The sequence below is a fragment of the Sphaerisporangium rhizosphaerae genome (genome assembly GCF_042665155.1).
GTDB classification, from domain to species: domain Bacteria; phylum Actinomycetota; class Actinomycetes; order Streptosporangiales; family Streptosporangiaceae; genus Sphaerisporangium; species Sphaerisporangium rhizosphaerae.
Genome location: NZ_JBHTCG010000008.1, coordinates 139,727 through 163,491 on the forward strand (window position 1 = coordinate 139,727; position 23,765 = coordinate 163,491).

General features: G+C 72.8%; 22 protein-coding genes and 1 tRNA gene. 11 read left to right on the forward strand and 12 right to left on the reverse strand.

From position 1 onward, the window contains the following. Positions 1-29: 29 nt before the first annotated feature. Positions 30-722 (reverse strand): type 1 glutamine amidotransferase domain-containing protein, encoded by a 693-nt coding sequence (locus ACFQSB_RS14470; RefSeq protein ID WP_380826901.1) that lies wholly within the window; start codon positions 720-722, stop codon positions 30-32. 220 nt (positions 723-942) lie between these two features. Here ACFQSB_RS14470 and ACFQSB_RS14475 point away from each other — a divergent pair, with 220 nt between their 5' ends. Next, on the forward strand, positions 943-2,436 hold the full coding sequence (locus ACFQSB_RS14475) for a hypothetical protein (protein WP_380826903.1): 1,494 nt from the start codon (positions 943-945) through the stop codon (positions 2,434-2,436). Positions 2,437-2,479: 43 nt separating this feature from the next. Then, positions 2,480-3,667 carry an amino acid deaminase/aldolase gene (locus ACFQSB_RS14480; protein WP_380826904.1) on the forward strand — a complete coding sequence of 396 codons (1,188 nt, stop codon included), beginning with the start codon at positions 2,480-2,482 and terminating at the stop codon, positions 3,665-3,667. A gap of 30 nt (positions 3,668-3,697) precedes the next feature. Here ACFQSB_RS14480 and ACFQSB_RS14485 read toward each other — a convergent pair whose 3' ends face one another. Beyond that, positions 3,698-4,042 (reverse strand): DUF3618 domain-containing protein, encoded by a 345-nt coding sequence (locus ACFQSB_RS14485; protein WP_354842029.1) that lies wholly within the window; start codon positions 4,040-4,042, stop codon positions 3,698-3,700. Between the two features lie 123 nt (positions 4,043-4,165). Here ACFQSB_RS14485 and bcp point away from each other — a divergent pair, with 123 nt between their 5' ends. From bcp to ACFQSB_RS14520, 7 genes are all read left to right on the forward strand, one after another. Next, entirely contained in the window at positions 4,166-4,639 is a 474-nt protein-coding gene (gene bcp / locus ACFQSB_RS14490) for a thioredoxin-dependent thiol peroxidase (RefSeq protein WP_354842026.1), read from the forward strand. 50 nt (positions 4,640-4,689) lie between these two features. Beyond that, positions 4,690-4,763: transfer RNA gene (locus tag ACFQSB_RS14495), tRNA-Leu, on the forward strand. Then, entirely contained in the window at positions 4,739-5,896 is a 1,158-nt protein-coding gene (locus ACFQSB_RS14500) for a hypothetical protein (protein WP_380826906.1), read from the forward strand. Before ACFQSB_RS14495 ends, ACFQSB_RS14500 begins: the two co-directional genes overlap by 25 nt. A 387-nt stretch (positions 5,897-6,283) precedes the next feature. Beyond that, positions 6,284-7,465: a sensor histidine kinase gene (locus ACFQSB_RS14505; RefSeq protein ID WP_380826909.1), complete on the forward strand. Its 1,182-nt coding sequence runs from the start codon at positions 6,284-6,286 to the stop codon at positions 7,463-7,465. Further along, complete coding sequence (locus ACFQSB_RS14510) at positions 7,462-8,154, forward strand: response regulator (RefSeq protein ID WP_380826911.1); 693 nt, start codon at positions 7,462-7,464, stop codon at positions 8,152-8,154. The genes ACFQSB_RS14505 and ACFQSB_RS14510 overlap by 4 nt, the downstream gene beginning before the upstream one ends. Before the next feature lie 304 nt (positions 8,155-8,458). Next, on the forward strand, positions 8,459-9,220 hold the full coding sequence (locus ACFQSB_RS14515) for an ABC transporter ATP-binding protein (protein ID WP_354842016.1): 762 nt from the start codon (positions 8,459-8,461) through the stop codon (positions 9,218-9,220). A 1-nt stretch (position 9,221) separates the two neighbouring features. Beyond that, positions 9,222-11,747: an ABC transporter permease gene (locus tag ACFQSB_RS14520; protein ID WP_380826913.1), complete on the forward strand. Its 2,526-nt coding sequence runs from the start codon at positions 9,222-9,224 to the stop codon at positions 11,745-11,747. Between the two features lie 231 nt (positions 11,748-11,978). On the opposite strand, the gene ACFQSB_RS14525 is transcribed toward ACFQSB_RS14520, so the two are convergent. From ACFQSB_RS14525 to ACFQSB_RS14540, 4 genes are all read right to left on the reverse strand, one after another. Further along, positions 11,979-12,263 carry a hypothetical protein gene (locus ACFQSB_RS14525; protein ID WP_380826915.1) on the reverse strand — a complete coding sequence of 95 codons (285 nt, stop codon included), beginning with the start codon at positions 12,261-12,263 and terminating at the stop codon, positions 11,979-11,981. Continuing rightward, complete coding sequence (locus ACFQSB_RS14530) at positions 12,260-13,804, reverse strand: toxin glutamine deamidase domain-containing protein (protein WP_380826916.1); 1,545 nt, start codon at positions 13,802-13,804, stop codon at positions 12,260-12,262. The genes ACFQSB_RS14525 and ACFQSB_RS14530 overlap by 4 nt, the downstream gene beginning before the upstream one ends. Positions 13,805-14,178: 374 nt before the next feature. Then, positions 14,179-14,886, reverse strand: a complete 708-nt coding sequence (locus ACFQSB_RS14535) for a sulfotransferase family protein (protein ID WP_380826917.1) — start codon at positions 14,884-14,886, stop codon at positions 14,179-14,181. Positions 14,887-14,955: 69 nt separating this feature from the next. Then, on the reverse strand, positions 14,956-15,393 hold the full coding sequence (locus tag ACFQSB_RS14540; protein WP_380826919.1) for a DUF6223 family protein: 438 nt from the start codon (positions 15,391-15,393) through the stop codon (positions 14,956-14,958). Between the two features lie 215 nt (positions 15,394-15,608). Here ACFQSB_RS14540 and ACFQSB_RS14545 point away from each other — a divergent pair, with 215 nt between their 5' ends. Next, positions 15,609-16,724 (forward strand): sensor histidine kinase, encoded by a 1,116-nt coding sequence (locus ACFQSB_RS14545; protein ID WP_380826921.1) that lies wholly within the window; start codon positions 15,609-15,611, stop codon positions 16,722-16,724. Then, entirely contained in the window at positions 16,721-17,383 is a 663-nt protein-coding gene (locus ACFQSB_RS14550) for a response regulator (protein WP_380826923.1), read from the forward strand. Before ACFQSB_RS14545 ends, ACFQSB_RS14550 begins: the two co-directional genes overlap by 4 nt. 133 nt (positions 17,384-17,516) lie before the next feature. Here the strand turns inward: ACFQSB_RS14550 and ACFQSB_RS14555 are convergent, their stop codons facing one another. The 6 genes from ACFQSB_RS14555 to ACFQSB_RS14580 all read right to left on the reverse strand — a co-directional run bounded on the left by ACFQSB_RS14555 (position 17,517) and on the right by ACFQSB_RS14580 (position 23,614). Beyond that, a complete protein-coding gene (locus tag ACFQSB_RS14555; protein WP_380826924.1) occupies positions 17,517-19,394 on the reverse strand; it encodes a molybdopterin-dependent oxidoreductase in 1,878 nt (625 codons plus the stop codon). A 71-nt stretch (positions 19,395-19,465) separates the two neighbouring features. After that, positions 19,466-20,089: an RdgB/HAM1 family non-canonical purine NTP pyrophosphatase gene (rdgB, locus tag ACFQSB_RS14560; protein ID WP_380826925.1), complete on the reverse strand. Its 624-nt coding sequence runs from the start codon at positions 20,087-20,089 to the stop codon at positions 19,466-19,468. Continuing rightward, complete coding sequence (gene rph, locus ACFQSB_RS14565) at positions 20,086-20,802, reverse strand: ribonuclease PH (protein ID WP_354841991.1); 717 nt, start codon at positions 20,800-20,802, stop codon at positions 20,086-20,088. The genes rdgB and rph overlap by 4 nt, the downstream gene beginning before the upstream one ends. A 4-nt stretch (positions 20,803-20,806) precedes the next feature. Continuing rightward, entirely contained in the window at positions 20,807-21,559 is a 753-nt protein-coding gene (locus tag ACFQSB_RS14570) for an MBL fold metallo-hydrolase (protein WP_380826927.1), read from the reverse strand. Positions 21,560-21,764: 205 nt separating this feature from the next. Continuing rightward, positions 21,765-22,625, reverse strand: coding sequence for a glutamate racemase (gene murI / locus ACFQSB_RS14575; protein ID WP_354916644.1), 861 nt, complete (start codon positions 22,623-22,625; stop codon positions 21,765-21,767). A 197-nt stretch (positions 22,626-22,822) separates the two neighbouring features. Continuing rightward, on the reverse strand, positions 22,823-23,614 hold the full coding sequence (locus ACFQSB_RS14580) for a thioesterase family protein (RefSeq protein WP_380826928.1): 792 nt from the start codon (positions 23,612-23,614) through the stop codon (positions 22,823-22,825). Positions 23,615-23,765 lie beyond the last annotated feature (151 nt).

The window sequence follows — 23,765 nt, forward strand, 5'->3', positions numbered from 1 at the left end:
TCCGGGTCCGGTCCGACCGCGGCGAGGTGTCAATCGAGGGCTTTGAGCAGTTCCTGCGACAGAGGGGCGGCGGAGGCGGGGTTCTGGCCGGTGTACAGGTTGCGGTCCACGACCGTGTACGGCTTCCAGCTCTCGCCGCGGGTGAAGTCGACGCCCAGGTGGACCAATTCGTCTTCGAGCAGCCACCTGGCCTTGGACGCCAGTCCGACGGCTTCCTCCTCGTCGTTGGTGTAGGCCGTGACCCGGTATCCGGCGAAAGGCGAGGCTCCCTTTCGCCGCGTGGCCAGCATCGCGGCCGGCGCGTGGCAGACGATGGCCAGGGGCTTGCCCGTGGCCAGGGCCGCGGTCAGCAGCCGGCCCGCGTCGGCGTCGTTCCACAGGTCTTCCATGGGGCCATGGCCCCCGGGGAGGTAGACGGCGTCGAAGTCTTCGAGGCGGACGTCCGCCAGTTCGATCGGCCGCCGCAGCTCCTCGGCCGACCGCAGGATCTCCTCCTCCCGCAGGGCGACCTGCTCCCCGCCGGCCATCGAGGGGCGCAGGCTCATGACGTCCACGTGCGGCACCACGCCACGGGGGGTGGCCACCACGATCTCGTGGCCGGCCTCGGTCAACGCGCTGTACGGGGCCGTGAACTCCTCGGCCCAGTAACCGGTCGGGTGCCGGGCGCCGTCCTTGAGCGTCCAGTAACTCGCTCCGGTCACCACGAAGAGAATCTTGGCCATGAGGGATTCGCCCCCTCGATCGCACCTGGTGATACGGCCAACAATGTGACCTATGTAACTTTATATGCCGTTCGTCGGCGCCGCGGCGGTGGAGCCGACGAACGCGCTGGCCAGGCGCGCCCGCCGGATCGGGATGTGGACAACCGGCGAGGGCGGTTCGGGGAGCGGCCTAGCATGAAGAACCCGTTGTCCGCCTGAGGAGGTGCCGGTGCTGCCGGGCATGGCTTCGAGCACGGCCGGGTCCACGGCCGCGACGGCTTCCAACGGCCGTCCGGCCTCCACGGGACCGGCCACGCGCATCCGCCGGGTGGTCCCCGCCGCGCGGGCCCATTGGGTCTTCCTGCTCGCCCTCGCCGCCGGGGCCGTGCTCCGGCTGGTGGCCATGCTGGGATACCGCCCGGCGCTGTGGTTCTGGGCCGACTCCTTCGTGTACGTCAACGCGGCGGTCCGTCTGCAACCGCTGGAGTCCCGCCCCGCCGGCTACTCCTTGTTCCTGTGGGCGTTGCGCCCCTTGCAGGGCTTCGCCGCCGTGATCACCGTCCAGCACCTGCTCGGGCTGGCGATGGCGGTCTGCGTGTACGCCGTGCTGCGGCGCCGTGCCCGGCTGCCCGGCTGGAGGGCGACGCTCGCCGCCGTCCCCGTGCTGCTGGACGTGCACATGGTCCAGCTTGAGCACCTCGTCATGGCCGACCTGCTGTTCACCTTCCTGGTGACGGCCGCGGTGACGGCGCTGCTGTGGCGAGAACGGCCCACGGTGGGGACGGCCGTCGCGGCGGGGCTGTTGCTGATGGCGGCCACCCTCACCCGCACCGTCGGGCTTCCCGTGCTCATCGTCGTGCTCGTCTGCATGCTCATCGCCCGGGCCGGGTGGCGTCCGCTGGTGGCGTGCGCGCTCGCCGCGATGGTAGGCATCGGCGGCTACGCCGTGTGGCACCACAGCGAGCACGGCGTCTACGGTCTGGGTCAGAGCAACGTCTGGCTCTGGGCGCGCACGATGAGCTTCGCCGACTGCGCGCGCATGCACCCGGCCGGGGAAGAGCGCGTCCTGTGCCCGTCCGATCCTCCCGGACGGCGGCCCGCTCCCCCGTCCTACATCTGGGAGGCCGGCTCACCCCTCGCCAAGGTGCGCAAGGACGCCGACCGCGAGCGGCTGAGCGGCGCGTTCGCCAAGGAGGCCATCATGGCGCAGCCGGTGGACTTCCTGGTGACCGGCCTGAGGGACGCGCTGTGGAGCTTCGAGTGGACCCGCCGGGTCTATCCGACCCCCGGCCCGCAGAGCGCCTACGTCTTCCCCGACTCGGTGAAGCCGTTCACCAGCAAGATCGCCTCGTCGGGGCGCAGCGCTCCGCAGCTCACGGCCGCCTACCAGGGCGGCAGGGCCGACACCCGGCTCGTCGAACCGTACGCGGGGCTACTGCGGGCCTATCAGTCGCAGGGGTTCCTGCGGGGCCCGTTCCTCGCGGTCATCCTGCTGGCCGGGCTGTTCGGCGTGCTCGCGCGATGGCGGCGGCTGGGCGGTCCGGTGCTGCTGCCGTGGGCGGTGGCGATGACGTTGCTCCTGCTGCCGCCGCTGATCGCGGCGTTCGACCACCGCTACGTCGTGCCCGTCATCCCCGTCGCATGCCTGGCGGCCGGCCTGGCCTTCCAGAACCTCCGCGTACGGCGTGCGGGAGATACGGCAGATACGGGAGATACGGGAGATACGCCAGGCTAACGTGACCTAGGCTCATCTATGTCGGCGCACTTATGCTTCCGGCATGGACGAGCGCCAGCGTTACGAACGCGCCACCGCCGAACTCGACCCGCCCTTCGCGATCCTCGACCTCGCGGCGTTGCGGGAGAACGCCGCGTCGATGGCCCGCCGCGCCAAGGGCAAGTCGATCAGGGTGGCCAGCAAGTCCATCCGCTGCCGGGCGGTTCTGCGGAGCGTCCTGGAAATGGACGGCTTCGCCGGCGTCATGGCGTTCACGCTGCCCGAAGCGCTGTGGCTGGCCGGCGAAGGGTTCCGCGACATCCTGGTGGCCTATCCGACGGCCGACCGGCAGGCGCTGGCGGCCCTGGCGGGCGATCCCCGGGCCGCACGGGAGATCACCGTGATGATCGACTGCCTCGAACATCTCGACCTGATCGAGGCGGCGACGGCCGGCGTGCCGTCCCGCCAGGAGATCCGCCTCTGCCTGGACATCGACGCGAGCTTCGTGGCGTTCGCTGGCCGGATGCGCGCCGGAGTGCTGCGCTCCCCGGTCCGCGAGCCCGGGCAGGCCGCCGACCTGGCCGCCGAGGTGGCCAAGCGTCCGGGGTTCCGGCTGGTGGGCCTGATGGCGTACGAGGCGCAGATCGCCGGAGTGGGCGACCGGGTGCCGGGCCCCTACGGCCGTGCGCTGCGCATGGTGCAGGCCAGGTCGCGGCGCGAGCTGATCGTCCGGAGGGGACGCGTCGTCGAGGCCGTCCGGCAGGTCGCCGACCTGGAGTTCGTCAACGGCGGCGGCACCGGTTCGGTGGAGAAGACCACCAGGGAGAAGGCGGTGACCGAGATCGCCGCCGGGTCGGGGTTCTACCACCCGCGCCTGTTCGACTTCTACCGCGGCTTCACCGGCCGCCCGGCCGCGCTGTTCGCGCTGCCCGTCGTGCGCCGGCCCGCCCCCGGGGTGGTCACCGTGCTCGGCGGCGGGTACCACGCCTCCGGCTCCCCCGGCGTGTCGCGCCTCCCGCAGCCGTACCTGCCGGCCGGGCTGAGCTACGACGGGCGCGAGGGCGCGGGCGAGGTGCAGACCCCGCTGCTCGGCCGCGCGGCAGACGACCTTCGCATCGGCGACCGCGTGTGGTTCCGCCACGCCAAGGCGGGCGAACTGTGCGAGCGCTTCGACGCCCTGCACCTGATCGAGGGAGACCGCCTGGTCGACACCGTCCCCACCTACCGAGGCGACGGCAAGACCTTCCTCTGACCGGCCCGCGAACCGCTTACGGCCCAGGGGTCAGCGGCGGGTGCGGCGCCAGAGGGTGTAGGCGGCGCCGGCTATGACGATGGCGCCGACGCCGATGAGGATCGGGGCCAGGTTGCGGGCCGGGGGCTCGTCCTGCCAGCCGTCGTCCTCGCCGTAGGCGCCGTACTGGGCGTACCCCCGCGGGTGACCGGCGCCGCCGATCATGTCGCGGGCGGTGGTGACCAGGTGCTCGGCATTGGCCTTGATCCTGGCGACGCCGCGCCCGGCGACCCGCTTGGGGCTGACGCGGTCCACGATGGCGTCAACGGTGACAGCAAGCTCCGCCCGGGTGCGCTCGATTTCCCGCTCGAGCGCCTCGGGATCGGTGTCGGCCATGACGATCCCCTTCTCTGTCTCCCGGGCGAGCCGCCCTCGCCCGGCTCGCCGCTACATTGCAGCGATCAGTCTGTCAGGTCGGGTGACCGCCCGGCACGCTGGGCATGCCGGTAGGTTGTTCCCGTGACGCAGACGAGACTCGAGCCCGGCGACGCCGCACCCGACTTCACCCTGCCCGACTCCGAGGGCGAGGCCACGAGCCTTGAGTCCTTCCGCGGCAAGCGGGTCATCCTCTACTTCTACCCCGCGGCGATGACGCCTGGGTGCACCAAGCAGGCGTGCGATTTCCGCGACAGCCTCGCCTCGCTGACCGCCGCGGGCTTCGTCGTGCTGGGCGTCTCCAAGGACACCCCGCAGAAGCTCGCGAAGTTCGCCGAACGTGACGCGCTCACCTTCCCGCTGCTCTCCGACCCCGAGCTGGCCGTCCACCAGGCGTACGGGGCGTACGGCGAGAAGACCATGTACGGCAGGACGACGGTCGGCGTGCTGCGCTCGACCTTCGTCATCGACGCCGACGGCAAGGTCGAGAAGGCGCTCTACAACGTGAAGGCCACCGGTCACGTCGCGCGCCTGCGAAAAGATCTCGGTCTGGCCTGACCGGCACGGCCGGGCGTGTGCTCAACTAGGATGGCGCCAGCCGCAGGCACGGGGTCGTAGCCCAACGGCAGGAGGCACAGGTTTTAGGTACCTGACAGTGTGGGTTCGAATCCCACCGACCCCACCCCGTCGCTCGTCCACCTCCCCGGGGGAACGATCACCATGGGCGCCACTTTCGCAGACGTCGTCACCTCCGCGCCGAGCACGTGGGGCGCGGCGAACGCCACCAGCGCCGCGATCGTGTTCCCCCTCGGCTGGCCCGTCGCCCTGCTGCTGCTGTCGGTGGTGTCCGACCCGGCCCAGATGTGGCACGCGGGCGACCGGTACGCCGAGGTCGCCACGCTCGTCCGGCAGGCCGGCGAGCAGATGACCGACGCCGTGACCCGTCGCGCCCACGCCGACCACTGGGTGGAGAAGGGCCGCGACGCCTTCATGGCCAACCGGCTGCGGCCCTACCAGACGGCGCTCGACCAGGCGGCCGGCATGTACGACGAGATGGACGGCGCGCTGAAGGCGAGCGCCCTGTCCTACACCGGGCTCGGCATGTCCTCGGCGATCATCGGGTCCTCGCTGCTCAGCTTCGTGGCGCCCTACCTCGCCGCCGCGGTGGTGCCGGGCATCGGCGCCAGCACCACCTACGTGGCCAACAAGGCCATGGTCGAGGCCGGCGTCGTCGTCCGGGGGATGGTGGCGAGCATGGCCAAGGTCAACGGCACGGTGGCCACGATGCTGTCCGGGCTCGCCGTCCGGCTCGGGGTGTCACAGGGGGCGTTGACGGGGACGGCGGCCACGGGGACCGCGACGGTGGCAGGCGGCATCGGCGGGTACCAGACCATCTGGCGCGCGGCGCCGACCATGCGCGAGAGCGTGAGTCCGGTGTCATGGCCGGCCCACCTGCGGGACGGTGAGACCCCGCCCAAGGGGTACCACGGGGCGACGGCCGTCCAGCTCGGCGACATGAAGCGCATCGACCACCGCTCACTGGAGGCCCTCGGCCGTGACCTCGACGCGAGCGCGTCCGGGACGCTCGACAGGGCGTGCGAGCTGGCGCGGGGCAACGAGGTGGGGGTGCCCGGGTTCGGCGCGGCGGGCGTGCACCTCGCCTATGTCTGCGCCGGCATGCGCGACACCGCGGTGCGCCATCTCACGGCGGGCAGGGACGAGCCGGGGAAGTGGCTGCCCGCGCTGCGCACCGTGGCGGACAACTGGGCCTACGCCGAGGACGCCACCGTCAAGGCGACCAGGCACGTCCGCTGAGGCGGCGCGAAAGACGCATGAGGGCTGCGCGAAGGACACCTGAGGGTGGTGTGAAGGGCGCCGGGACGACGAGAGCCGCCTCCACGTCGTGGAGGCGGCTCTTTCCGCGTCAGCCCGCTGGGCAGAGGGCGTCAAGCGTGGGTAGGAGACGAGGTCGGGATTCCCGGGGTCGCGTGACAGTCCCCCCAGCCACGCGACCCGTCGTCTTTGAAGCCCGACATCTCACTTCTCCCTTTACTCCCCCGAAGGGGTGCTCCCAATAAGAACTATCCCCCACGGCCCGTAAGACCGGTGTAAGCCTTCCGGGGCTGTACGACCTGGGTCGTAGAAGCAGATCCCTCTCCAGGCGGAAGGGCGGGTGAAGTGGGCGAACGTAGAGTTGAATACGTGTTCGGCAGACTGCGCGCGTGGGGTTCCGGCAAGGGCAAGCTGGTCGATGTCCTGTTCGTGGCGCCGCTCCTGCTGCTGTGCCTGGCCGCCGCCGGCAACATCGCCAACGGCTCCCATCCGCCGGGGGCGCACGGTCTGAACTACCTCGAGTACACGGCGATGTCGGCGGCGCTGCTCGTGCCGCTGCTGTGGCGCCGCAGCCACCCCGTCCCGGTGTTCGCGATCATCGCGCTGGTGTCCTTCTTCCAGTGGCTCGCCCCCGTCCAGCCGCTTCCCGCCAACATCGCCGTGCTGGTGGCGCTGTACAGCGTCGTCTCCGGCTGTGTGCTGCGGTGGTCCCTCGCGGCGGGCGCGATCGTGGAGCTGGGCATCGTGCTGCTGCTGCTCCGCTACGGCACGATGTCGGCGTTCTCCCTGGCCTCCGCGTCGGTGTTCATGGTCGCCACCTGGATCGCCGGCATCTACGCCAGCACCCGGCGGCGCTACCTTGAAGGGCTGGAGGAACGCGCCGAGCGCGCCGAGCGCGAGCGGGACCAGCAGGCACGCATCGCCGCCGCGGCCGAGCGGGCCCGCATCGCCCGCGAGCTGCACGACGTGGTGGCGCACAACGTCAGCGTCATGATCGTCCAGGCGGACGGCGCGGGGTACGCCATCGACGCCGACCCCGAGCAGGCGCGGCGGGCCGTGAGGACGATCTCCAGCACGGGGCGGCAGGCCCTGGCCGAGATGCGCCGCCTGGTCGGCGTGCTCCGGCAGGACGACGGGAGCGAAGAGGAGTACGCGCCGCAGCCGGGCGTGGCCGACCTGGACGGGCTCCTGCTGCACATCCGGCAGTCCGGCCTCCCGGTGGAGTACACGGTCACCGGGACGGCCTGCGACCTGTCGGAGGGGGTCCAGCTCGTCATCTACCGCCTCGTCCAGGAAGCCCTGACCAACACCCTCAAACACGGCGGACCGGGCACGCACGCGCGGGTCGAGATGGAGTACGGTCCACGGGAGGTCCACTTGCGGGTGACCGATGACGGCCGGGGCGCGGCGGCGCCCCGCGGCATCGACGGGCACGGGCTCATCGGCATGCGCGAGCGGGTCGCGATGTACGACGGCAGCGTGCACGCTTCCCCCAGCCCCGGAGGTGGGTTCCAGGTGACCGCACGACTCCCCGTGGCACGGGCCGCGTGAGCGTCCCGGGCGACCAGATCAGGGTGGTCCTGGTCGACGACCAGCAGCTCGTGCGCGCCGGCTTCCGCATGGTCCTCGGCGCCCAGCCCGACATCGAGATCGTGGGCGAGGCCGCGGACGGAGCCGACGCGGTCGAGCTGATGCGCACGGTGCGCGCCGACATCGTGCTGATGGACGTGCGCATGCCCCGCGTGGACGGCGTGGAGGCGACCCGGCTGATCCGCGCCATGCCGGACCCGCCCAAAGTGCTCATCCTCACCACCTTCGACCTCGACGATTACGCCTTCGCGGCGCTCAAGGCCGGGGCGTCGGGGTTCCTGCTCAAGGACGTGCCTCCGTCCGATCTGCTCAGCGCGATCCACTCGGTGCACGCCGGGGACGCGGTGGTCGCGCCCAGCACGACCAGGCGGCTGCTGGAGCGCTTCACCGCCCACCTGCCGGGCGCGACGGCGCCCCAGGCGGAGACTCTGGGGCAGCTCACCGCGCGCGAGCGCGAGGTGCTCGTGCTGGTCGGGCGCGGGCTGTCCAACGCCGAGATCGCGCGGCGGCTCACGCTGGCCGAGGCCACGGTGAAGACCCACCTGGGCCGGGTCCTCGCCAAGCTCGGCGTCCGCGACCGCGCGCAGGCCGTCGTGTACGCCTACGAGACCGGCCTGATCACCCCCCTGACCAAGCCCTCCGACCGCTGACGGCCGACCGCTGACCGCCGACCGCTGACCGCTGGCCGCCGACCGCTGCCGCGAGCCGGGCGGCCGTCCGTGCGGTGCGGGTGTGCAGTGCGGGTGTGCAGTGCGGGTGTGCGCCTCCGGCGGCGGCGGGTCGGCCGAAAGGGGGAGGCGCGGGTACCTCAAGGGTCGCACCGCCCGTCTGCGACGCCCCTCCAGGCCTACTCGAAGTCCCTTCCCTAGGGTCATGGCGGGCGAGATCGGCGGCCATAGCGTTGATCTCGCGGAATCTCCGCAGATCAATCCCCTACCGCTTGAGGAGCCAGCCGTGACCGTCATCGGAGAGGAAGCCGTCCTGCGGACCGCGCCCGCCGCGGTCGTCGCCCGTGGCGTGAGCAAGGTCTACGGCCACGGGGACGCGGCCGTGCACGCGCTGCGCGGGGTGGACGTCCGGTTCGAGACCGGTGCGTTCACCGCCATCATGGGCCCGTCGGGCTCCGGGAAGTCCACCCTGATGCACTGCCTGGCCGGCCTGGACACCGTGACCGACGGCGAGGTGCGCATCGGCGACGTCGACATCACCCGGCTCAGCGACAAGCGCCTGACGTTGCTGCGGCGCGAACGCGTCGGCTTCATCTTCCAGGCGTTCAACCTGCTGCCGACCCTCACCGCCGAGCAGAACATCCGCCTGCCGCTGGACATCGCCGGCCGCCAGGCCGACCAGGAGCTGTTCGAGGCGGTGATCCGCACGGTCGGGCTCGGCGACCGGCTCAAGCACCGGCCGAGCGAGCTGTCCGGCGGGCAGCAGCAGCGCGTCGCGGTCGCCCGCGCGCTGATCAGCAAGCCCCAGGTCATCTTCGCGGACGAGCCGACCGGCAACCTCGACTCGCGCAGCGGCGCCGAGGTGCTGTCGTTCCTGCGTACCTCGGTCCGCGAGCTGGACCAGACCATCGTCATGGTCACCCACGACCCGGTCGCCGCCTCCTACGCCGACCGGGTGGTCTTCCTGCGCGACGGGATGCTGGTGACCGAGCTGGCGCAGCCGTCGCCGCAGAACGTGCTCGACACCCTGATGAAGCTGGAGGGCTGAGGTGTTCCGCACCACGCTGGCCGGGCTGCTGGCGCACAAGCTCCGGCTCCTGCTCACCTCGCTGGCGATCACCCTCGGGGTGGGCTTCATCGCCGGGACGTTCGTGCTGACCGACACGATCCAGGCGGGCCTGTCGCAGCGCATCGCCGCCTCGGCCGACAAGGTGGACGTGGCCGTGCTCCCGCCGGTCAGCACCAGCGAGAACCAGCCGCGGCTGACCGCGGCCGACCTGGCGGCGATCAAGGGCGTGGCCGGCGTCGCCGAGGCGCAGGGGCTGGTCCAGGGCAGCGCCGCGCTGCTCGGCAAGGACGGCAGGGCCGTCGGCGACTTCGCCACCACCGGCGTCTCGGTGGTCGGCGGCCGGTTGAACCGCACGGAGATCACCTCCGGCGCCGCGCCGTCCGCTCCCGACCAGGTCGTCATCGACAAGAACACGGCGAAGACCCGCGGGTTCGCCGTCGGCGACACCGTCCGGGTGCTCGACGGCGACGGCCGGCCGCATCCCTTCCGCCTGGTCGGGTTGTTCGACGTCGGGGTGGACCAGCAGCTCGCCGTCACCGGCGCGGTGGGCTTCGCCCCCGCGACCGCGCAGACGATGACCGGCCAGAAGGGCTTCGTCGAGATCGACGTCGTCGCGGCACCGGGCGTCACCCCTGAACGGCTGAAGAGCGCCGTGTCGGCCGCCGTGACCGGCCACGGCGCCCGCCTCTACACCGGCCACCAGCTCGCGCAGGAGCTGGCCAAGAGCAGCGGCGCCGACATCGACGTGATCGGCACGGCGCTGCTGATGTTCGGCCTGGTCGCGATGTTCGTGGCCGCCCTGGTCATCTACAACACCTTCAACATCCTGGTGGCTCAGCGCTCCAGGGAGATGGCACTGCTGCGCTGCATCGGGGCGACACGCCGCCAGGTCTTCGGGTCCATCCTGCTGGAGTCGGCGGTCGTCGGCCTGCTGTCGTCGGCCCTCGGCCTGCTGGCCGGACTCGGGCTCGGCGCGGGAGCGCTCGCCCTGCTCAGGACGCTCGGCATGGACGCGCCCGGAGGCGGCGTCTCGCTCGCGCCGCGGACCATGGCCCTCGCCCTCGCCGTCGGCCTGGTCGTCACCGTCGGGGCCGCGCTGCTGCCCGCGCGCACGGCCACCAAGGTCGCCCCGGTCGCGGCGCTGCGCACCCAGAGCGACGAGCACGCCTTCCGGACCGGCGTCCTGCGCGTCGTGTTCGCCATGCTGTTCCTGCTGGGCGGCGCCGGGGTCACCGCCTACGGCGTCATCTCCTCGCCCGGGCAGCAGGCCCTGTTCATCGTCATGGGCGGCGGCGTGCTGACCTTCCTCGCCGTGCTCATCCTCGGCCCGCTGATGGTCGGGCCGCTCAGCACGCTGGCCGGGTGGGCGCCCGCCCGGCTGTTCGGCGTCCCGGGCAGGCTCGCCCTGGACAACTCCCAGCGCAACCCCAAGCGCTCGGCCACCACGACGGTCGCGCTGACCATCGGCGTGACGCTCATGACGCTCATCTCGGTCATCACCGCCACAACGCGCGCCACGTACACGGCCAAGCTGGACGACCAGTTCCCCATCGACTACATGATCTCGCCGCAGGAGGACCTGACCTCGAATGCCGACGCGGCGCTCCCCCGCGCGCTCGCCGAGGGCCTGCGCGCCCGGCCCGAGCTCGCCTCGACCGTCGAGTTCCGGCAGGCGGCCGCCCGGATCGGCGACACCGGGCGCACGAACGACGTCGGCGCGTTCAGCGGCCCGTACCAGCCGGCGCTCAGCGCGGGCTCCATGCGGGGCTTCGCCCCGGGCTCGGCGGTGATCGCCGACGACCTGGCCAAGCGGCTCGGCACCGGGCCGGGCGGCTCGATCACGGTCAGGACGCCCAAGGCGGGGGCCGTACGGCTCAAGGTGCTCGGCCTGTTCGACCCGGAGTCGACCCCGCTGCCGGCCGTCACCGTGCCCGACACCGAGTTCGACCGGTACTTCGGCCCGCTCGGCGACAGCCGGCTGATCGTCAACGTCAAGGACGGCGTGACCCCCGACGTCTCCCGGCGCGCCGTCGAGGCCGCGACCGAGCCGTACCCGACGGCCAAGGTGCTCAGCGCCACCGAAGCCCGCGGGCAGTTCGACGAGGCGCTCGACATGGCCTTGATGATCATCAGTGGGCTGCTGGGCCTGGCGGTCCTGATCTCGCTGCTCGGCATCGCCAACACCCTCAGCCTGTCGGTGCACGAACGCACCCGCGAGTCGGCGCTGCTGCGCGCCCTCGGGCTGACCCGGGCGCAACTGCGCCGGATGCTGTCGGTCGAGGCGCTGATCCTCGGCCTCATCGGGGCCCTGGTGGGGGCGGTGCTCGGCGTCGCGTACGGCTGGGCCGCCTCGCGGACGCTGATGGAGGGCGTGCTGTTCCGGGTCCCGGTCACCCAGGTGCTGCTGTTCGTCCTGCTGTCGGGCGCGGCGGGCGTGCTGGCGGCGGTCCTGCCGGGCCGCCGCGCCGCCCGCGCCTCCATCGTCGGCTCCCTCGCCGCCGACTGAACCCGGCCATGCCGCGGGTGGCCCCGGACAGCGCCGGCCACCCGCGCGGGCCGGGCCCACCCGCGGCCGAGCCCACCTGCGCGAGCGCGTGTGCGGGCCGAGCCCATCCGCGCCAGCCACACGTGCGGGCCGAGCCCCTGCGGCCGGGCCCGCCGCCAGGTGAGGCCGGCCGCGTACCGGCGGCCGGGCCCGCGGCCAGGTGGGTCCCGCCGCGTATCGGCGGCGCCCGGCCTACCGAGGGCGGCGTCCCGACCACTGTTCGGCGACGGCCTCCGGAGTGAGCAAGGGGCGGATGGACACCTCGCCGGTGGCGCGGTCGATGACCACGCACCCGCCGCCCACGATCGCCGGCAGCGCGCTCGGATCCTGCGGCTCGGGCGGCCGCGGCCAGGCGACGTACCCCTCGTCGAAGGCGTAGAGCCCGACCTCCGTGGCCCGCTCGGCCGGCAGCGGGCCGTTGAAGTACTCCTCGGCCACCACCCGCGCCTGCTCCGCCGACATCCCGTGCCCGCTCACAGCCGCCTCCCCCGCCGGTCGAGCGCCACGCAGAACACCCCGGCCACCGGGCCGGGCGGTGGGTCCACGGAGGTGTGCCCGCGCTGGGCGTCCACCCACACGACCTCCCCCGCGGCGTTGACGGCGTTCCACGCGTGGTTGCCGCCGGAGGCCCAGCGGGTGACCAGCACGGCCGCCGCACCATGGCCGCCGGCGCCCAGCCGCTCGGCGACCAGCGCGTACGCGCGGCGGCCCTGCCCGACGTACTCGAAGCGGTGCCCGAGCCAGCGTTCGGCGCGGGCCACGCCGCCGGGCTCGCCGCCGAGCGACGGCCGGCCGAGGCGGTCGTACTCGGGCTGCCGCGGCGCGGCCACCACCGGCTCGCCGTGCCAGGTGGAGATCACCGCGAGCGCGCAGTCGAGCGAGTTCGTCGCCCGGAAGGGATCGTCGGACGGGCCCTCGCCGTTGATCAGACGGATCCACGTGCCGCGCGGGTCGGCGAAGCGCGCCCCCTCGGGCACCGCCTGGCACAGGTCGCGCTGCACCTGCGGATCGGGCCAGGCCAGCCCGCCCGACGTGCCGTACGGGCGCGCGAGGTCGAGCCGAGGCGGACGGCCCGGACCGTCGAACCAGTCGCCCGCCACCACCCCCGGCCACCCCCCATTACCGAGACCCCCGCCCAGCACCTCCTGATCACCGCCCAGCACACCCGGATGCCCGCCCGACACACCGGGACCGCCGCTCGGCACACCAGGACCGCCCGGCACATCACGATCGCCGCTCGCCCCGCCTGGACCACCATGAGCGGACGCCCCTTGCTCATACGCGGACTCGCGTCGAGCGTGGGCCGGGCCGTGCCCGCCACGCTCCGGGTGGCGGCGTCCGTGAGCCGGGGCATCCTGCGTGGAAACGAGGTGGTGACGACCGGACGCGGGCCCGAGTCGCGCGGGCGCGCCCTGCGCGGACATGAACGACGCGGACACAGACTGCGTCGACACGGCCTGCGCGGACACAGGCTGGGTGGACACAGGCTGCGCCGACACCGACTGGGCGGACATGGACTGCGCCGACAGGGGCTGGGCGGGTGCAGGCTGCGGAGGGGAGGCCGGTTTCCATGGTGGGAGGGTGAACCCGTCCTGCCAGAGTGCGGTGTCCGGGGCGGTCTCGCGTGGCTGCCGCCGGAACCCGTCGGTGTCCAGCGGCGTGGTGTTCCCCGCTCCGCCCGCGTGGGCCGGCGGCCGTTCGCCCGACGCTCGGGCCTGCGGCGTTTCCCGCAGCGAGACATGGCCATCAGGCGTCCGGCTCTCCGGTGAGCCCTCCGGGGCGCGGGCCAGGCCCGGGATCTGGATCTGCCCCGGCGAAGGAGCCATCTCGTAGCCCCGGAGAACCGCCGGAACGGGCTCCTGCCGGGTGGTGAGCGGATCGGCCGAGGACAGCGGATCGGCCGACGACGGCCGCCATTCGTCCGCGGGGATCTCCGCGGCCAGCTCGTAGTCACGCCAGCGGACGCCGTCGGAGGTGACGACAGGGTTGTACCCCACCTCGGCGACCCGCGTCCCCACGGACCTCCCCGCCTCCGAGGCCATCGGCGGCTCCGACGCCATCGGCGGCCACGGCCGTAGCCCCGGTGGCTCCGATGGTCCCGGTAGGCCCGGTAGCTCCGCTGGTCCCGGCGGCCCAGGGGGCCCCGGGGCGTCGTGGCCGTCGCGGGGCCTGCGCCGCGACGCCCCCGCGCGCGACCGACCCCCGTGACTGGTTCCGGTCATTGTGCTCCCCCAAGTTCCGCACCGACCCGGTCAGAGGCCGATCGTAGGGGCGCCGCGCGGCACCGGCGTGCCGATCGCGGGATTCACCTGGGACCACACGCCGGGCCGGGCGGCGCGGAAAGACGAAGGAAAGCGGATGATCAACGCGATCACCTCGCGTGGGGGAGGGTTCAGTCCTTCGGGGCGAACGGCGACACGATGCCGCCCCCTGACAACACCCTCTCCAGCGCCTCCCGCATCGACTTGCCGTCGTTCAGATGCGGGAACGGCTCGCCGGCGGGGACGTCCACGCCCAGGAACCGGCAGAGCGGCTCCCACCCCTCGCGCACGTCGAACACCAGCAGCCGCTCCGGCGGCAGGCTCTCCTTCACCGTGGCCGTGTGCCGCTCGAACGCCGCGATGGCGGCCTTCTCGTCGGGCAGGCCCTCACGGAAGGGCCGGTCGCTGTCCAACGCCTCCCGCACCATGCGGTCGAGCAGCGGGCTCATGGTCACCATGGAGGTGTACAGATCGGCGGCCTCCGGCGGCATGTTCTCCGACAACCGCCGTGCCGGGCCGTTGGCGATGAGCGTCTGCATGCTCGCGTACCAGGCGTGCGGGTCGCGGACCGTGAGAACCACCTTGGCCGCCGGGTACGTCGCCGCCAGCTCACGCCAGAAGTACGAGGCCGGCCAGTCCACCGCGGACCGGAACCCCTCGAACAGGTGCTCCCAGTCCGCCGTGTCGCCGGCGGCCAGGGCGGCCCACCTCTGGGTGAGGCCGGGGTTGGTCATGACGTCGAACATGTGATGGCAGGGCCCGAAGGCCAGCCGTTGCAGTGCCGCCTTCATCGAGCTCGTACCGGTGCGCGGAAACCCCGCGCCGATCACGGTCAGCATGTCGCTCCTCCATTACGTGTCGGCATTACGTGTCGGCATTACGTGTCGGCATTACGTGAGGCCACGCGGTCAGCCGGTCGGCCGGCGAGCGGTGCGGCGGGAGCGGGTCAGAGCGAGCCCGCCGAGGAGCATGGCGATCAGTCCCACCACCAGAGCCACGTAACCCCCGACTATTCCGTAGCCGGTGCCGGGACCACCCTTGGCGGCGGCCACGACCAGCCCGCCGATGACCGCACCCCCCAGCCCCGCCACCAGGGCCACGATGGCCCCTCTCCTCCCGTCGCCGCTGCCGATACGACCGGCGGAGCGGGCCACGGCCAGCCCGCCGATGACCACGCCCGCCAGCCCCAGCAGCGCACCCACGACGGACCAGAGACGCCCGGCGGTCAAGGCGTAGGCACTGACGGGGTCCGGCTGGGCCAAGACGTGCGCGGCCGCCGGTGTGGCGAGCCCGAACCCCGACAGCAGCGCGGCCGCGGCGGCGGCAAGCACGAATCGGACTGACATGAGGTGCTCCTTCTCCTACGACTGGACGTCGCCCGATCATGTCCGCCGGACCTACCGCCGGTCGTCCGGCGGACGATGGCGATCCGCGCTGCCGCCGATGCCGCAGCCGGCTACGGCGGACGCCGCAGGAGCCGCGAAGGTACCGCGGGTGCGGTAGCCGGTCGATCATCCATGGGCAGGACTCGCCCACGCGGACCTCCGGCTAAGGTGCGCCCATGAGCACAGGACGGGCCGGTGTCACAGACTGGGTGATCGCCGTCGGCGTGGCGGCGGCGCTACTGGTCACCGGGCTGTCGGGGCAGGGCTCCGCCACGTACGTCGACCTGCTCGGATACGGGCTGCTGGGGGTCGGCGGCCTGGTGCTGGCCGCGCGCCGCCGGGCTCCGGTTCCGGTCCTGGCCGTCACCGGGCTGTGCGCGGTGGGTTACCAGGCGGCCGGGTTCGACGTACCCGCCGTCGCGTACCTGTTCGCGGTGTACGCCGCCGTACGGGCGGGACACCGCGTCATCACCGTGGCGGCGAGCGTGACCATGCTGGCCGCGCTGCCCATCGCGGCCCTGGCCTCGGGCCTGCACGACACGGGCGAGGCGTTCGCGCAGGCCCGAGGCGCTCTCGAGCTGGCCTGGCTGATCGCGGCAGGCGCCGCGGGTGAGGCGCTGCGACAGGCCGAGCGGCGGGCGGAGGAAGCGGAGCGCACCCGGGAGGAGACCGCGCGACGCCGCGCCGACGAGGAGCGGTTGCACATCGCGCGGGAACTGCACGATTCGCTCACCCACCAGATCTCGGTCATCAAGGTGCAGGCCGAGGTCGCCGTCCATGTGGCCCGGAGGCGGGGCGAACAGGTGCCGGAGGCCCTGCTGGCGATCCAGGAGGCCGGACGTGAGGCGACCCGGGAGCTGCGCGCGACCCTGGAAGCGCTGCGCGACGACGACACGACCCCGCCGCGTGGGCTCGACCACGTTGAGGAGCTGGTGGAACGGGCCCGGAGGAGCGGCCTGGACGCGACGCTGACGATCGAAGGGCGACGGCACGGTCTGCCGGCCGCGGTGGACCGGACCGTCTACCGGATCGTTCAGGAGTCGCTCACCAACATCGCCCGGCATGCCGCGGCCGCCACCGCGTCGGTCCGGGTCCACTACCGCCCGGGCGCCCTGGAGATACGCGTCGAAGACGACGGCAAGGCCACACCGGACACCGCGCCGGTGCCCGGGGTCGGGCTGCTCGGGATGCGCGAACGTGTCACCGCCCTCGGGGGCCGCCTGCGCGCGGAGCCGCGCGGTGAGGGCGGCTTCACCGTCCAGGCGGAACTCCCCGTGGATCGGACGCCTTGATCCGTGTCCTGCTGGTCGACGACCAGCCGCTCCTGCGCAGCGGATTCCGCGCGCTCCTCGACCTCGAAGACGACATCGAGGTGGTGGCCGAGGCCGGCGACGGGATGGAGGGCCTGGCTCTGGCCACGGAACATCTGCCCGATGTCGCGCTCATCGACATCCAGATGCCGCTCGTCGACGGCATCGAGGCGACCCGGCGCATCGCCGCGGACCCGGCTCTGGCCGGGGTGCACGTCGTCATCCTGACCAACTACGGCTTGGACGAACACGTCTTCAACGCCCTGCGTGCCGGCGCGGCCGGATTTCTCGTCAAAGACGTCGTGCCGGACGACTTCCTGCACGCCGTACGCGTCGCCGCGCGTGGCGACGCGCTGCTCGCGCCCTCGATCACCCGCATGCTCATCAACAGATACCTCACCCGGCCGATCAGCACCGGCACCGGCATGGGGCTGGAAGAGCTGACCAACCGCGAACGCGAGGCCGTCGCACTGGTAGCGCAGGGCTTGTCCAACGACCAGATCGCCGACCGCATGGTGATCAGCCCGATGACCGCGAAAACCCATATCAACCGGGCCATGGCGAAGCTCCGCGCCCGCGACCGTGCCCAACTCGTGGTCCTCGCCTACGAATCCGGCCTGGTCGCCCCGGGCGGCTCCTGACATCTCCTGCTCATCGGCCCGTGGTCCGAGCGCGGCGCCGGATCGCCGTCCCTCTCCAGCGACGTGGTCGCCGGTCCCGGCTGACGCCAGATCCTGCTCACCGATCCCGCCGCGCCCGGATTCCGGTTGGGTCTCACTTGACGACGACGAGGATGGAGTGCCAGCCGGTGGCACCGTCGGGGGCGGGCGGGGCGTAGTCGGCGGTCTGGGTCTGGCCGGTGGCGTCGGTGGCGCGCACCTCGATGGTGTGCTTGCCGGGGGTGGCGTCCCAGTCGTCCACCACCCACTGCCGCCAGGTGTCCGGGCCGGGGACCGCGGCCAGCCGCGCCTGCCGCCACGTCCCCTTGTCCACGCGGACCTCGACGGCGTCGACGCCCCGGTGCTGCGCCCAGGCCACGCCCGCGATGGCCGTGCGGCCGGCGGGGATCGTGGACCCGCCCCGTGGCAGGTCGATGCGCGACTCGGTCTTGATCGGGCCCTTGGGCGCCCAGCCGCGCGGCGTCCAGTACGCCTCGTCCTGGTCGAAGCGGGTCACCTTGATGTCGGTGACCCACTTGGTGGCCGAGACATAGCCGTACAGTCCGGGGACGACCTGGCGCACCGGGAAGCCGTGGGAGACCGGGAGCGCCTCGCCGTTCATCGCGACGGCGAGCAGCGCGTCCCGGCCGTCCATCACGATGTCCACCGGCGTGCCGCAGGTCCAGCCGTCGGAGGAGGTGGACAGCAGCATGTCGGCCCCGGAGCGGATGCCGGCGTCGCGCAGCACGTCGGCCAGGCGGGCGCCGAGCCAGCGCGCGTTGCCGACGTAGTTGTCCCCCACGTCGTTGGACACGCAGGTCAGCGTGACGTCGGCCTCCATGAGGGGCCGCTTGAGAAGGTCGGCGAAGGTGATCTCGACGGGCCGGTCCACCATGCCGTGGATCTTCAGCGTCCACGTCTTCGGGTCCACCTGCGGGACGACCAGAGCCGTGTCGACACGGTAGAAGTCGCGGTTGGGCGTCGTGAAGGGCGACAGGCCGTCCAGGCGGAAGTCCACTCCGGAGGGGAGCGGCTTGGCCGGCGTCGCCGCCCTGGGCAGGGCGAGCTTGGCGCGTTCGGTGGAGACGTCGAGCCGGCCGCCGAGGGCGCGTCCGATCAGCCCGCCCGCCCCGGCCACCACGACGCCCGCGGCGACCCCGCCGAGCAGGGCGCGCCGGTCGAACTCGGGCTCCTCGGCGGTTCCCCGCATGACGGCGGGACGCCCGGCCGGCCGCGCTTCGGCGTCCTGCGGCTCCCGCGGCTCCATGGCCGCGCCGGACGCCGCCGGCGCACCGCCGCCCCCGGCACCGGTCGCGGAGGAACCCGTGGCGGAGCGACCGGCCCCGCCGGAACCGGTGGCCGAGCCACCGGCCCAGGCGGAACCGGTGGCCGAGGAAGCGCCCGCCGGAGAACCGGCCGCGGAAGAGTCACGCAGGTCCTCGCCCCCGTGGAGGTCCTGCGGGTCCCGCTCCCGGATCGTCGCCGCGCCCGAGAGGGCGGCGGGGTCGTCGTAGCGCGGGAAGCCGTATCCCGGTTCGGCGTCGGGCCACGCCCGGCGGACCAGGATGCGCAACGCCCAGGCCCCGGCCGCCGCGCCGACCACCGAGGGCAGCACGTCGAGCACCGCGCCGTCGGGCCTGGTGACCGCGGCGACCGCGCCGACCACGCCGAAGGCCAGCAGCCCGGCCGTGGCGTACCCCGCGCGGCGGCGGGCCAGCAGGCCGAGACCGGCGGCGACGAGGGCGAGCACCACCACGATGCCCGAGATGAGGACGAACTTGTCGCTGGCGCCGAAGGTGCGGATGGCCCATTCCTTCAGCGCGGCCGGCGTGCGGTCGACGGCCGCGTCGCCGACCGCGATGACCGGAGACGCCTTCGGGTCGAGCAGCCCGGCGGCGAGCTGGCCGATGCCCAGGGCCACCGCGCCCGCCACGAGGCCGATGAGCGCCGCCGCCCATGCCTGCCCGCGCGGGCGCGTCTGGTTGAGGTTCACAGGACGAACGCTACGCCTGAACCGGTCGCCCGGATCTTACGCCCCGGTTACGGGGCCTTCCCCGCGAGTGGTCACGGGGCCTTGCCCGCGAGCAGCTCGTGCAGGACGGGCACCAGGGCGCGGAAGGCCCGGCCCCGGTGGCTGACGGCGTCCTTGTCGGCCGGGGACAACTCGGCGGTCGTGCGCTGCTCGCCATCGGGGACGAAGATCGGGTCGTACCCGAACCCGTTGGACCCGCGCGGGGAGCGGATCAGCGTGCCGGCGAGCGTGCCCTCGACGACGCGCTCGTCGCCGCCGGGCAGGGCGAGCGCCGCCGCGCAGGCGAAGTGGGCGCCCCTGCGGCCGTCCGGCACGTCCGACACCTGGGCGAGCAGCAGCCGCAGGTTGGCGGCGTCGTCGCCGTGGGAGCCCGACCAGCGGGCGGAGAACACCCCGGGCATGCCGTTGAGCGCGTCGACGCACAGCCCGGAGTCGTCGGCGATGGCGGGCAGCCCGCTCGCCGAGGCGACGGCGTGCGCCTTGATCAGGGCGTTCTCGGCGAACGTGAGCCCGGTCTCGGCGATCTCGCCGATCTCGGGGAACCGCTCGAGCCCGATCAGCTCGATCTTCTCGTCGGCGTCGGCGAGGATGCGCCGCAGCTCGACGATCTTGCCCTCGTTGCGGGTGGCCAGGACCACCGTGCGCACCACGCTCACGACAGGACCCGGCGCTGGAGGGCGGTGAGCTCGGCGCAGCCCGCGCCGGCCAGGTCGAGCAGGGAGTCGAGGGTGGAGCGGTCGAAGGGGATGCCCTCGGCGGTGCCCTGGACCTCGACGAACTCCCCCGAACCGGTCATGACGACGTTCATGTCGGTCTCGGCGGCGACGTCCTCGGTGTAGCACAGGTCGAGCAGCGGGGTGGCGCCGACGATGCCGACCGAGACGGCGGCGACGGAGTTGACCAGCGGGTCGCCGGGGCACATCTTGCGCTTGCGCATCCAGGCGATGGCGTCGGCGAGGGCGACGTAGGCCCCGGTGATGGCGGCCGTGCGCGTGCCGCCGTCGGCCTGCAGCACGTCGCAGTCGAGCACGATGGTGTTCTCGCCGAGGGCCTTGTAGTCGACGCAGGCGCGCAGCGAGCGGCCGATCAGCCGTGAGATCTCGTGGGTGCGGCCGCCGATCTTGCCGCGCACCGACTCGCGGTCGCTGCGGGTGTTGGTCGAGCGGGGCAGCATGGCGTACTCGGCGGTGATCCAGCCGAGACCGCTGCCCCTGCGCCACCGCGGCACGTTGTCCTGCACCGTGGCGGCGCACAGCACTCGGGTGCCGCCGAACTCCACCAGGACCGAGCCCTCGGCGTGGGCGAGCCAGTCGCGGGTGATCGTGACCGGCCGGAGCTGGTCGGGACTGCGTCCATCATCACGTGCCATGGGCTCACCTTAGGTCATACACGGCCCCGCTCCGCGCGAGTTCCACCCGCCCCTCGAACCCTCCGCGCCCGGCGTCCCGCAGGATCTGCTCCGGGTCGTTCCAGGGCACCAGATGGGTGAGAACGAGCGTGCCGGCGCCGGCGCGGGCGGCGTGCTCGGCGGCCTGGCGGCCGTTCATGTGCAGGCCCTCCGGGTTGCCTGGCCGGTCGAGGAACGACGCCTCGCACAGCAGCACGTCGGCCCCGGCGGCGAGCTCGACCAGCTCGGCGGACTCCCCGGTGTCGGCCGAGTAGGCGACCGCGTGGCCGCCGTGCGTGACGCGGAAGCCGTAGGTCTCGACGGGGTGGTTCATCTGGGCGGCCGTCACCTCGAACGGCCCCACGGAGAACGTGCCGGGCGCGAGCGCCGAGAAGTCGAAGGCGGTCTCCAGTCCCGGCTCGTCGTCCATGCCGTAGGCGGCGCCCAGGCGGCGCGGGGCGTCCTTCGGGGCGTGGACGGGGACGCGCGGCAGCGGGCCCGACGGCGCGTAGGTCCGCACGACGTGGTAGGAGCACATGTCCAGGCAGTGGTCGGCGTGCAGGTGCGACAGGCAGATGGCGTCCACGTCGTACAGGCCGATGTGGCGTTGCAGGGCTCCCAGGGAGCCGTTGCCGAAGTCAAGGAGCAGGCGGAACCCCTCGGCCTCCAGCAGGTAGCAGGACGCGGGACTGTCAGGGCCGGGGAAGCTCCCGGAACAGCCCACGATCGTCAATCTCACGGCGGACTCCTCACTCGGCGCGGTAGCGCCTTGTCACACTGACGCGACGCGGTCAGCACTGTTCGTTCGCGCGCCCCTGGCACGGGTGTCCCGGCCCAGGGTGTCCCGGCACGGCGGGCGCCGCACCCGGCACGGCGGGCGCCGGGCGCGGCCCTGCCGGCCCCGCCCGCCGTCCGCGCCCCGTCCCATCGGGGCGCGTGTGGTCTCAGTTGGGCGCGGCGAGCGCCCCTTCGCCGGAGATGTCGCCCACCGGCGCGCGCTCGACGTCGACGATCTCCGGTCCGAGGAACCGCCGCCCGAGGTGGGCGAACATGGCGCCGTCGCCCGTCGCGCGGAACCTGTGCCGGGGCGTCCCGCTCCGCGCCGCGAGGCCGCGGTCGTGCAGGACACGGTAGACGTCCTTGGCCGTCTCGTCCGCGCTGGACACGAGCGTGACGCCGTTGCCGGCCACATAGGAGATCGCACCGGTCAGCAGCGGGTAGTGGGTGCAGCCGAGGATCAGCGTGTCGCAGCCGTCGTCGACCACCGGCCGGAGGTACTCGCGGGCGACCTCGATCAGCTCGTCGCTCATCGTCTCGCCCCGCTCGACGAACTCCACGAACCGGGGGGCGGCCACTCCGGTCAGCCGCACGTCGGGGGCCGCCGCGAAGGCGTCGTGGTAGGCCATGGACTCGATGGTCGCGCGGGTGGCGATGACACCGACCCGGCCGTTCCTCGTGGCGCGGACGGCCCGCCGGGCCGCGGGCTGGATGACCTCCACCACGGGCACGTCGTACCGCTCGCGGGCGTCGCGCAGCACGGCCGCGCTGGCGCTGTTGCAGGCGATCACCAGCATCTTCACGTCGTGCTCGACGAGGTGGTCCATGACCTCCAGCGCGTACGCGCGCACCTCGGCGATGCGCTTGGGCCCGTACGGCTGGCGCGCGGTGTCGGCGACGTACAGGATCGACTCGTTCGGAAGCTGGTCGATGATCGCCCGGGCGACGGTGAGGCCGCCGACGCCGCTGTCGAAGATCCCGATCGCGGGACCGTGCCCGTCCCTCTGCTCTTCCACGGCGTCGATCATGCTGACCCATGGCGCGTGGGCGACGCTCCCGATGTCCACCATGATCCCAACATTAGGGGACCGTGGACAATCGCTCTTGGTAAGAATGCTCACATTGGAGTAATCCCTCACCGGGCCGTCCGTCCCGGCGGGCGCCGCGCACGCCCACCGTCGCACCGCCCGCGCGCCACTCGGCCGTCGCACCGCCCGCCCGCCGCTCAGCCACGGCCGAGCCGGGCGAGCTGACGCGACTGGGCCACCAGGTTGCCCGCGGAGTCCCAGATCTCGACGTCCTCGTCGAACCATCCGTCCCTGATCAGGCGTCCGTGGCCGACGACCTTCAGCCAGCCGGGGACGGGCAGCCCTCGCAGGTGCCAGGTCAGCTCGACCGTCGGCGCCCATCCCCTGGCGCCCGCGGAGAACACGACCGGCGGCAGTGCGTCCACGGCCATCGCCAGAACGTAGGGGTCGGGGTCCTGCGGCTCGGCCATGCGGAAGTACGCGCGCGACTCCGGCCGCCCGGTCGGCATGCCGGTGAACCAGCCGATCGTGGGCGGGTCGAACCGGGTCTCGATCTGGGCGTTGAACGTCATGTTCGACTCGTCCTTGGGAGACGGCAGCGGCAAGCACTCCTCCACCGCAGGCATGGCGACCGCGGGCTCGCCGATCCACTCGCTCGGGCCGTCGCCGAGGGTGGCGGTCGTCACCAGCGTCTCGATGTAGGAGACATCGTCCTGGACCAGGGTCGCCCGGGTCATCGCGGCGGTCCGGCCGGCCTTGAGCTGCTCCAGCCGGACGCGGGCGGGCCCGGGCCTCGGGGCCCGCAGGAACTGCGCGGCGGTGGACACCGGGTGCTCGTACGGGGAGGCGTCGACGACGGCCCGCAGCACGGCGGCCATGAGGTACCCGCCGTTGAGCGGCCCGCCGATCGCGTAGCCGGGATCGAGGCAGACGTCGTAGGTGGTCGCGTCGACCCTGATCGCCTGCGTCGCCTCGTCGAACTTCGTCATCTGCTCTCTGGCCCCGTCTCGCGCGAAACGAACCGAATTTCGTTCTGGAAGCCTCACCCTACCGAGGTCCGCAAAGCCGGTGGAAAGCGGCCTGCAAGTGCTTCGCTACCACGGTGATCTAGCCTCGCGGCGGATCCCTTCCCACCTCAGG

Excerpts from the sequence above, each read along its gene's own strand:
- murI (WP_354916644.1), bottom strand. The coding sequence starts at position 22,625 with ATGATCGACGCCGTGGAAGAGCAGAGGGACGGGCACGGTCCCGCGATC.
- ACFQSB_RS14580 (WP_380826928.1), bottom strand. The coding sequence starts at position 23,614 with ATGACGAAGTTCGACGAGGCGACGCAGGCGATCAGGGTCGACGCGACC.
- ACFQSB_RS14470 (WP_380826901.1), bottom strand. The coding sequence starts at position 722 with ATGGCCAAGATTCTCTTCGTGGTGACCGGAGCGAGTTACTGGACGCTC.
- ACFQSB_RS14545 (WP_380826921.1), top strand. The coding sequence starts at position 15,609 with ATGAGCACAGGACGGGCCGGTGTCACAGACTGGGTGATCGCCGTCGGC.
- ACFQSB_RS14485 (WP_354842029.1), bottom strand. The coding sequence starts at position 4,042 with ATGGCCGACACCGATCCCGAGGCGCTCGAGCGGGAAATCGAGCGCACC.
- ACFQSB_RS14480 (WP_380826904.1), top strand. The coding sequence starts at position 2,480 with ATGGACGAGCGCCAGCGTTACGAACGCGCCACCGCCGAACTCGACCCG.
- rph (WP_354841991.1), bottom strand. The coding sequence starts at position 20,802 with ATGGCACGTGATGATGGACGCAGTCCCGACCAGCTCCGGCCGGTCACG.
- ACFQSB_RS14535 (WP_380826917.1), bottom strand. The coding sequence starts at position 14,886 with ATGCTGACCGTGATCGGCGCGGGGTTTCCGCGCACCGGTACGAGCTCG.
- ACFQSB_RS14540 (WP_380826919.1), bottom strand. The coding sequence starts at position 15,393 with ATGTCAGTCCGATTCGTGCTTGCCGCCGCCGCGGCCGCGCTGCTGTCG.
- ACFQSB_RS14475 (WP_380826903.1), top strand. The coding sequence starts at position 943 with ATGGCTTCGAGCACGGCCGGGTCCACGGCCGCGACGGCTTCCAACGGC.